A 7,875-nucleotide genomic window follows, 5' to 3' on the forward strand; every position below is an offset into this window, starting at 1 on the left:
GCCGCCCCCGCCCGAGCCGCCGCCCCCGGTCTTCGTACCCGAACCCGCCCCGCCGCCGCCCCCACCACCTCCGCCGCCTGTCCTGCAACTCCCGTTCCCCATTCCGCCGATCCTGCTCCCACCGGCGGCAGCCGTTCGGCCCTGATCCGTGATCACACCGTGCCGTCCAGGCGGACCGGCTCTCCGGTGCGGTCGCGCGGGTGAGTCGGGTCCGCCGTTCGACCCCCTGACCGGCGGCGGGTCGATCCCCGCGCACCGGCGACGTCGGTGAGACTGGTCAGCTATGGACCAGTTGGTGCTGACTCTGGTGATCCTGCTCGCGGCCGTACTCGCCGAACCCCTCGCTGCGCGCATCGGTCTGGCGCCCTCGATCCTGATGACCCTGTTCGGCTGCCTGCTCGCCCTGATTCCGGCCGTGCCGAGCCTGAGCATCCCGCCCGAGTTGATCCTGCCGCTGGTCCTGCCGCCGCTGCTCTACGCCGCCGCCCGCCGCACCTCGTGGCGGCAGTTCGCGGAGAACTGGCAGATCATCGCGTTGCGCGCGGTCGGCCTCGTGATCGTCACCGCGATCGCGGTCGCTGCCGTCTTCCACGCCTGGAGTCCTGGCACCGCCGTCGCCGCGGCTGTGGTGCTCGGCGCTCTAGTCGCGCCGCCGGACCCGGTGGCGGCCACGTCGATGGCGGGCCGCCTCGGTCTGCCACGCCGACTGATCGTCACGCTGGGTGGTGAAGGTCTGTTCAACGATGTCACCGCGATCGTCATCTATACCGTCGGTCTCCAGGTGGTCATGACCGGCCTGTTCAGTCCGTGGCACGCGCTCGCCGACTTCGCCGTCGCCGCGGTGGTCGGGCTGGTCGTCGGACTGGTGCTCGGCTGGCTCGGCAGCACGCTCACCAAGCACCTCGACACCGCCACCGGCCAGGTCGCCCTGAGCCTGCTGCTGCCCTTCGCCGCCTACGGCATCGCCGAACACTGGGAGGGCTCGGCGGTCCTGGCCGTGCTGGTCTGCGCGCTGTACCTCACCGACGCCGTGACCGAGATCGGTGACCGTGACTATCGCCTGGTCGCCGACTCGTTCTGGGACATCACCGAAATGCTCATCACCGGTTTCGCCTTCGCCCTGATCGGGCTGGAACTGCGGGTGGTCATCGAAACCACCGGCCATAATTGGCCGGGGCTGGCCGGGGTCACCGTGGCGGTGATCGTGGTCGTCGTGGGATTGCGCCTGGCCTGGCTGATGGCCACCTGGGCGATCAGCGCCAAACTGCCCTACACCGACGAACCGTTCACCTGGCGCGAGGTCATCGTCACCTGGTGGGCCGGAATGCGCGGCGTCGCCACGGTGGCGCTGGCGCTGGCCGTGCCGTTCACCCTCGACACCGACGCCGACTTCCCGGCCCGCTCGGAAATCCTGTTCATCGCGTTCGCGGTCGTGCTGTTCACCCTGCTCGTCCAGGGCCCGACACTCCCGCTGGTGGTCCGCCTCACCGGAGTGCACGCCGACACCCGGCACGAACGCGCCGTCGAACAGGCCCTCTGGACCAGGGTCGTGAATGCCGAACTCGCCGAACTCAAAGCGATCGCCGCCCGCGACAATCTCCCCGAAGACGTCTACGAGGACCTCAAAGCCCTGTTGCGCAGGCTGTCCGCCAAGGCCGATCCCGAAGCGGCCGACGCCGACGCCAAGGCCGCTCTGGACAAGGAACGAAAATTCGCCTCGCAGATGCGCGCGGTCCGCGCCGCCGTCACCGAAGCGGGCCGCCGCGAGGCCCAAGCCGCCCGCCGCGAACCCGGCATGCCCCCCGACGTCGTCGATCGGGTCACCCGCCGCCTCGACCTCGGCCCGATGCACTGAGTGCGCAGACTCGGGTAGTTCACGGATTCGTGGTCTGACCTCAGTTTTTTTGGTAGGCGCGTACATCGCGGTTCGCGGATTCGCTGGTGCCGAGACAATTCAGCTGAATGGGGTGGTCGGAGCTCAGCCGGCGCTCAGTGTGTCGGTGAGGGCGCCGATTCCGTAGGTGATCGCCATGGCCAGCGCCCCGCCGATGACCACGCGGAGCACCGCTCGTCCGAGGTTGCCGCCGCCGAGGCGGGCACTCACCGAGCCGGTGATCGCCAGCGCGATCACCACCGCGGCGAAGGTCACCGGGACCCGCCAGGCGGTGGGCGGCAACACGATCGCCAGCAGTGGTAGCAGCGCACCGCAGGTGAACGCGACCGCCGAGGAGAACGCGGCCGCCCACGGGTTGGTGAGCGAGCGCGGGTCGATGCCGAGTTCGGCCTCGGCGTGCGCGGTGAACGCGTCGTGGGCGGTGAGCTCGGCGGCCACGACGCGCGCGGTGGCCGGGCTGAGGCCCTTCTTCTCGTAGATCCCGGCCAGTTCGGCCAGTTCGAGATCGGGCTCGTCGGCCAACTCGCGGCGTTCCTTGGCCAGCAGGGCCTTCTCCGAATCCCGCTGGGTGCTCACCGACACGTATTCGCCCGCGGCCATCGAGATCGCACCCGCGACCAGTCCCGCGATACCCGCGGTGAGGATCGTCTGGGCGTTGTTCGTGGTCGCGGCCACGCCGACGACGAGCCCGGCGGTGGAGACGATGCCGTCGTTCGCGCCGAGCACCCCGGCGCGCAGCCAGTTCAACCGTGACGCGAGGCCCTCGGCATGGGGTTCGTGGGGATGGTTGGTCGTCGACGAGTCCGGCACCGGCCCAGCCTAGTCGGGAGCGGCCACCAGCCCCGCGCGCAGCGTGTCGGCCAGGCGCACCGCGAGCGCGATCACCGTCAGCGTCGGATTGACGTGCCCGTTCGTCGGAAACACCGAACTACCGGCGATGTAGAGGTTGTCCACCCCGTGCACCCGGCAGTGCCGGTCCACGACGCCGTGTCGGGGATCGGCCGACATCCGGGTGGTCCCGCAGGGATGCGCCCAGTCGGTGAGCGGTAGGGGATCGGTGCTGTCGGGCCGTGCCGCGGGAACCACCTGCGGCGTCGGCAAACCGAGCCGGGCGAACTCACCGACGAGCAACGCCGTAGCGCGGCGCACCGTTCGATCCTCCTGCTCGCTCGTCCGCCAATCCACTTGCGGAAGCGGCATTCCCACCGGATCGGTCCGTGTCGAAAGCCGCACTCGACTGTCGGCGTTCGGGGTCTGCTCCACCATCGCCCGCACCTCGACGCAGGCCAGTCGATGCGGTATCCCGACACTGTCGACCAACCTGCGTCGCGCACCGTCGAGCAGAAGCCCGGTGTCGGACAGCATGATCAGCAGGTCCCGCCAGTGCGCCCGTCCGCGCAGGAACCGCTTCACCGAGTCCCACGGATCGTCGTCGGCGGTGACCTCCTGCAACCACAGCGCGCAGTTCACCAGCGACTCGCGCCGTTGCAGCGCGGACGACAACGCCATGCCGTGCAGATAGGTGTGGCGGCCTCGCACACTCTTGACCACGTACTTTCCGAACCGGTCGAGCGCCGCCCCGGCCTCCGCGGTGCGCAGGGTCGCCACCACCCCGCAGCGGTGATCCATCAGGTACCGCCCGACCTGGTCGTACCGATTCCCGATCCCGCCGGCGACGGTGCGCCGCGAGGCCAGCAGCAGCCGTGGCGTGGCGATTCCCCCCGCGGCCAGCACGAACATCCGCGCCTCGACGGTGCGCACGCGCCCGCCCGCACCGGTCACCTCGACCGAATTCACATGCGCGCCGGTGGCATCGGTGTCGATATGGGTGACCGTCGCGTTCACCAGCACCCGAGCTGTCGGCGCGACGATGTCGCGCACGTGCGGACCCCATCGTTTGCAGTCGAACCGGTCGGCCGGGTCGCGGCTGATCTGCCAGAAGTAGGGGCGCAACGCGGCGGTGTCGAGCGCGTCGGCCGGTGCTTGCCGCCCGGCCAGGGACCAGAACTCGTCGTCGCTGAAGCCGGTGCCGTGTCCGAGCCCGGCATGCGCGGCGGCCCGTTCGGCGTAGGGCCGCAGTGCGCCCGCGTCGATCGGCCAGCCGGATCGGGTGACCCAGGGCCGATGGGCGAAGTCGAGGTCGTCGAGCACGCCGCAACGTCCGGCCCAGCTGTGTGAGCTGCCGCCGAGTACCCGGTTTCCCGTGATCCGGTGTTGCTCCGCGCGTGCGGCGCCGATGCTCTCCATCGCGGCGAATGCTGGTTCGTCCGCGGTGATCTCGTGCCCGCCACTTTCCAGCACCAGCACGCGCAGTCCGGCGGCGGCGAGTTCGGTGGCCACCGTCAGTCCGGCGGGGCCCGACCCGATGACGCAGATCTGGGTGCGCAGCGCGTCGTCGCCGACGGTGCGCAGATCCTCCACAAGCATCGGCGGTCCTCTCACCAGCGCTGCCCCCGAAGTGCTGATTTCACTGTAGGAGCCGGACCACCGTGTGTCAGTCGGTCTCGCAATGCTGATTGACGAAAGCTCTGATGTACCCGGCGGATTGGCGCACATACATCCACGCCCAGAATTCCGGCCCGGAGTCCGACGGGCTCGCGACCATGGTGATCTCGCCGTCGTAGCACTTCTCGACGATGTATCTCGCGCGCGACACATGTGGCGTGAAGGTGACCACGATGATGTGGCGCCATTCGTAGATCTTCGCGCGCCGGACGATTTCGCGCGCCTCGCCGTCGGTGGTCCACGGGTCGGGCACGAAACACGAGACCCGGAAGGCGAATCGGCCGCCGCAGTACTTGTCCATCATCGGATCGTCGGGTCCGGTGGACTGCGAGATCAGTACCTCGGGGGCGAGGCCGCGCTCGGCGAGTTCGATGCCGAGGTCGAACCGTTCGTAGGCGGTACCACCGAGCACCACGATCACGTCCGCGGGCCGCAACGGGTCGACCTGGGGGTGCACGAAGACCGGCCATCCAGCGAACGCGGCAGCCAGCACGGTGACCAGTGCGCCGACGAGCAACCATCCCGCACGCCGAAAGATCGACACGGCTCCGACGATACCGAAATCTCGAAGTGGGCCGCCGGTCCCGCTGTCGACCGGGCACACGCTCTTCTGTCGCGGTCGCATGCCAGGCACACTGGAGCCCATGACCGACACCGCCGTTGCCCCCGAACACCTCGACGTCGTCATCGTCGGCGCCGGGTTGTCCGGCATCGGGGCCGCTTACCGGCTGCAGACCGAGCACCCGCATCGCAGCTACGCCGTCCTCGAGGCGCGCGCCGACCTCGGCGGCACCTGGGACCTGTTCCGCTACCCGGGCATCCGCTCGGATTCGGACATGTTCACCCTCGGCTACCCGTTCAAGCCGTGGCGCGCGGCCCGCTCCATCGCCGACGGTTCCGCGATCCTGGACTACATCCGCGAGACCGCGCAGGAGAACGGCATCGATCGGCGCATTCGCTTCGGTTCCCGCGTGATCGGCGCGGATTGGTCATCGGCGCAGGCCCACTGGCAACTCACCATCGCCCACGAGGGCCCCGACGGCCCTGAACTGAGCACCCTGACCTGCGGTTTCCTCTACGCCTGCGCCGGCTACTACGACTACCAGCAGCCGCATGCCCCCGAGTTCCCCGGCCGCGACGACTTCGCGGGCACCGTGGTGCACCCACAGTTCTGGCCCGCCGACCTCGACACCAGCGGCAAGCGCATCGTCGTGATCGGCAGCGGCGCCACGGCCGTCACCCTGGTGCCCAACCTCGCCGTCGACGCCGCACACGTCACCATGCTGCAGCGCAGCCCCACCTGGATCAGCCCCGTCCCCGGCCGAGACAAGCATGCCGACAAGCTCCGCAAACTGCTCCCCGCCGGTCTCGCCCACCGGCTCATCCGCACCAAGAACATCCTGTTCAGCATCGGTTTCTACCAGTTCTGCCGCCGTCGCCCCGCCGCCGCGCGCAAACTGCTCACCGACCTCACCGCGCGCATCCTCAAAGACGACAGGCTCGTCGCCGAACACTTCACGCCCGACTACGACCCGTGGGACCAGCGCCTGTGCGCCGCCCCCGACGCCGACTTCTTCAAGGCGATGAAGAAGGGCAAGGCGTCGGTGGTCACCGACCACATCGACGCCTTCGTCCCGGCGGGGATCCGCCTGGTCTCGGGGGAGACGCTGCCCGCCGACATCGTGGTCACCGCCACGGGCCTGCGCCTGTTGGCGTTCGGCGGCATCGCGCCCTCGGTCGACGGCACCCCGGTGCCGCTGGCCGATCAGTTCGTCTGGCAGGGCGCCATGCTCACCGGCCTGCCCAACTTCGCCATCTGCGTCGGCTACACCAACGCGTCGTGGACCCTGCGCGCCGACCTCACCTCCCGCCTGGTCTGCAAAGTCCTCACCCACCTGGACCGCACCGGTAGCGCCGCGGTCGTCCCCGAACCCAGGGGCTCGCTCGCCGAGCGCCCGCTACTGGATCTGAACGCCGGCTACGTCCTGCGCTCGATCGCCGCCTTCCCACGTCAGGGCGACCGTCATCCATGGCGGGTCAGGCAGAACTACCTGCTCGACGCGCTGATCACCCTGCGCACCGACCTCGGCAAGACCCTGCGACCGGTGTCGCGTCGGGTAGGGGAGTTCACCCGCAACGGGTGAGGCGCTCGACTCGCTGGGTTTCCTACCGTTGTCGTGTGCCGTGGTGGCACGTGGCGTTGACCTCATGGGAAGGCCCAGCGATGACAGACACGAATCAGCACCAGCTGCGCGACGGAATTGCAGCAGGAACCTCCATCGGCGCTGGCATCCTGCTGGCCGTGGTCGGTGTTCTGCAGATCCTCCAGGGAATCTCCGCGGTCGCCAAGGACGACCTCATCGTCGTAGGACCGGAGTACCTCTATCAGTTCGACATCACCGGCTGGGGCTGGTGGCACATCGTTCTCGGCGCTATCGCGGTGATCGTCGCGATCGGCCTGCTGGCCGGTCAGACGTGGGGCCGGGTAGCGGCGATGGTGATCGCGGCATTGTCGATCATCGCCAACTTTCTGTGGCTGCCCTACTACCCGTGGTGGTCGATCCTGATCATCGCCGTCGACATCGTGGTGATCTGGGCGGTGGCCACCTGGCGACCGAACAGGGTCTGAGCTGTCCTGATCCATTCGACAACGCCGCCCCGGTCACCGGGGCGGCGTTGTTCGTCGTTGCGGTCGTCGGATCGTTCAGTCGTCGAGTGCCGAATACTCCGTTTCGACGGCACCGAGCGTGCGGACGATATGCAGCGAGAGCCGCTCGCCCAAGACCGCGAGCTCGGCCTTCTGCGGATCGTCGAGTCCGTCGAGTACCAGCTTGCGCACCGCGAGGAGATAGTCGGGCGTCACCTCCAGCACCTTGGCCTGCCCGCTCGCGGTGAGTACCGCGTCGATCCCGCGGCCCGATTCCGCGGCCTCACGCCGTGCCCACCCCACCCGTTCCAGCTTCGAAACCACGTGGGAGAGCCGAGAGATGGACCCGTGCCCGCGCGCCGCGAGCATGCTCAACCGCATCCGGCGTCGCGGCGCGTCGTGGAGCAAGGCCATGACCCGGTACTCGAAATGGGTCACCCCGAACTCTCGCTGTAGTCGTGAGTCGAGGGCGCTCGGTACGCGCATCGAGAGGGTGATCACCGCGCTCCATACGCGACGCTCGACCGGGTCGAAATACTCCATCACCTCGGCCTGCCTTCCACCCAACTGATAGCTATAAAATTGCTGAACGTCGGCAAACTGTATAGGTGGTGATGCGTGCTGTCCATGGTTGTCGCGGCATATTGCCTGGTGAGCCGCATTTTGTTGATCAAGAACACACTGGACGAATGATCAGTTGCCGATCGATCGCCGCTTGTTCACCGTCGTCGCTCGTGATGTTCACCGGCGAGCGCCGGCCTGCAGCCCTGGGTAGAATGATGGCCGTGACCTGGGGAAATGCTGGATTCTCCAGGCGATTTGACTTCGC

General features: G+C 68.4%; 7 protein-coding genes and 1 pseudogene. 4 read left to right on the top strand and 4 right to left on the bottom strand.

Annotated features, from left to right (window positions below):
* A pseudogene (locus tag NS1_RS41400) lies at window positions 1-204 on the top strand (hypothetical protein); the annotation flags it as partial.
* A gap of 79 nt (window positions 205-283) precedes the next feature.
* Window positions 284-1,855: a Na+/H+ antiporter gene (locus NS1_RS38165; protein WP_062992585.1), complete on the top strand. Its 1,572-nt coding sequence runs from the start codon at window positions 284-286 to the stop codon at window positions 1,853-1,855.
* A 123-nt stretch (window positions 1,856-1,978) separates the two neighbouring features.
* Here the strand turns inward: NS1_RS38165 and NS1_RS38170 are convergent, their stop codons facing one another.
* The 3 genes from NS1_RS38170 to NS1_RS38180 all read right to left on the bottom strand — a co-directional run bounded on the left by NS1_RS38170 (window position 1,979) and on the right by NS1_RS38180 (window position 4,943).
* Window positions 1,979-2,704, bottom strand: a complete 726-nt coding sequence (locus NS1_RS38170) for a VIT1/CCC1 transporter family protein (RefSeq protein WP_062992587.1) — start codon at window positions 2,702-2,704, stop codon at window positions 1,979-1,981.
* Window positions 2,705-2,713: 9 nt separating this feature from the next.
* On the bottom strand, window positions 2,714-4,321 hold the full coding sequence (locus NS1_RS38175) for a GMC oxidoreductase (RefSeq protein ID WP_063816388.1): 1,608 nt from the start codon (window positions 4,319-4,321) through the stop codon (window positions 2,714-2,716).
* 67 nt (window positions 4,322-4,388) lie between these two features.
* Window positions 4,389-4,943, bottom strand: a complete 555-nt coding sequence (locus tag NS1_RS38180; RefSeq protein ID WP_062992593.1) for a YdcF family protein — start codon at window positions 4,941-4,943, stop codon at window positions 4,389-4,391.
* 100 nt (window positions 4,944-5,043) lie between these two features.
* On the opposite strand from NS1_RS38180, the gene NS1_RS38185 reads away from it, so the two are divergent.
* Window positions 5,044-6,543 carry a flavin-containing monooxygenase gene (locus NS1_RS38185; protein ID WP_056817854.1) on the top strand — a complete coding sequence of 500 codons (1,500 nt, stop codon included), beginning with the start codon at window positions 5,044-5,046 and terminating at the stop codon, window positions 6,541-6,543.
* Between the two features lie 80 nt (window positions 6,544-6,623).
* Complete coding sequence (locus NS1_RS38190; protein WP_056817740.1) at window positions 6,624-7,028, top strand: DUF7144 family membrane protein; 405 nt, start codon at window positions 6,624-6,626, stop codon at window positions 7,026-7,028.
* A 75-nt stretch (window positions 7,029-7,103) separates the two neighbouring features.
* Here NS1_RS38190 and NS1_RS38195 read toward each other — a convergent pair whose 3' ends face one another.
* Window positions 7,104-7,613, bottom strand: a complete 510-nt coding sequence (locus tag NS1_RS38195) for a MarR family winged helix-turn-helix transcriptional regulator (protein WP_255284847.1) — start codon at window positions 7,611-7,613, stop codon at window positions 7,104-7,106.
* Between the last annotated feature and the right edge of the window lie 262 nt (window positions 7,614-7,875).

Source organism: Nocardia salmonicida NBRC 13393 (assembly GCF_001613085.1).
Taxonomy (GTDB): domain Bacteria; phylum Actinomycetota; class Actinomycetes; order Mycobacteriales; family Mycobacteriaceae; genus Nocardia; species Nocardia salmonicida.

What these genes read in the sequence shown, in the direction of transcription:
- NS1_RS38175 (WP_063816388.1), bottom strand. Translation starts at nt 4,321, where the DNA reads ATGCTTGTGGAGGATCTGCGCACCGTCGGCGACGACGCGCTGCGCACC.
- NS1_RS38185 (WP_056817854.1), top strand. Translation starts at nt 5,044, where the DNA reads ATGACCGACACCGCCGTTGCCCCCGAACACCTCGACGTCGTCATCGTC.
- NS1_RS38190 (WP_056817740.1), top strand. Translation starts at nt 6,624, where the DNA reads ATGACAGACACGAATCAGCACCAGCTGCGCGACGGAATTGCAGCAGGA.
- NS1_RS38165 (WP_062992585.1), top strand. Translation starts at nt 284, where the DNA reads ATGGACCAGTTGGTGCTGACTCTGGTGATCCTGCTCGCGGCCGTACTC.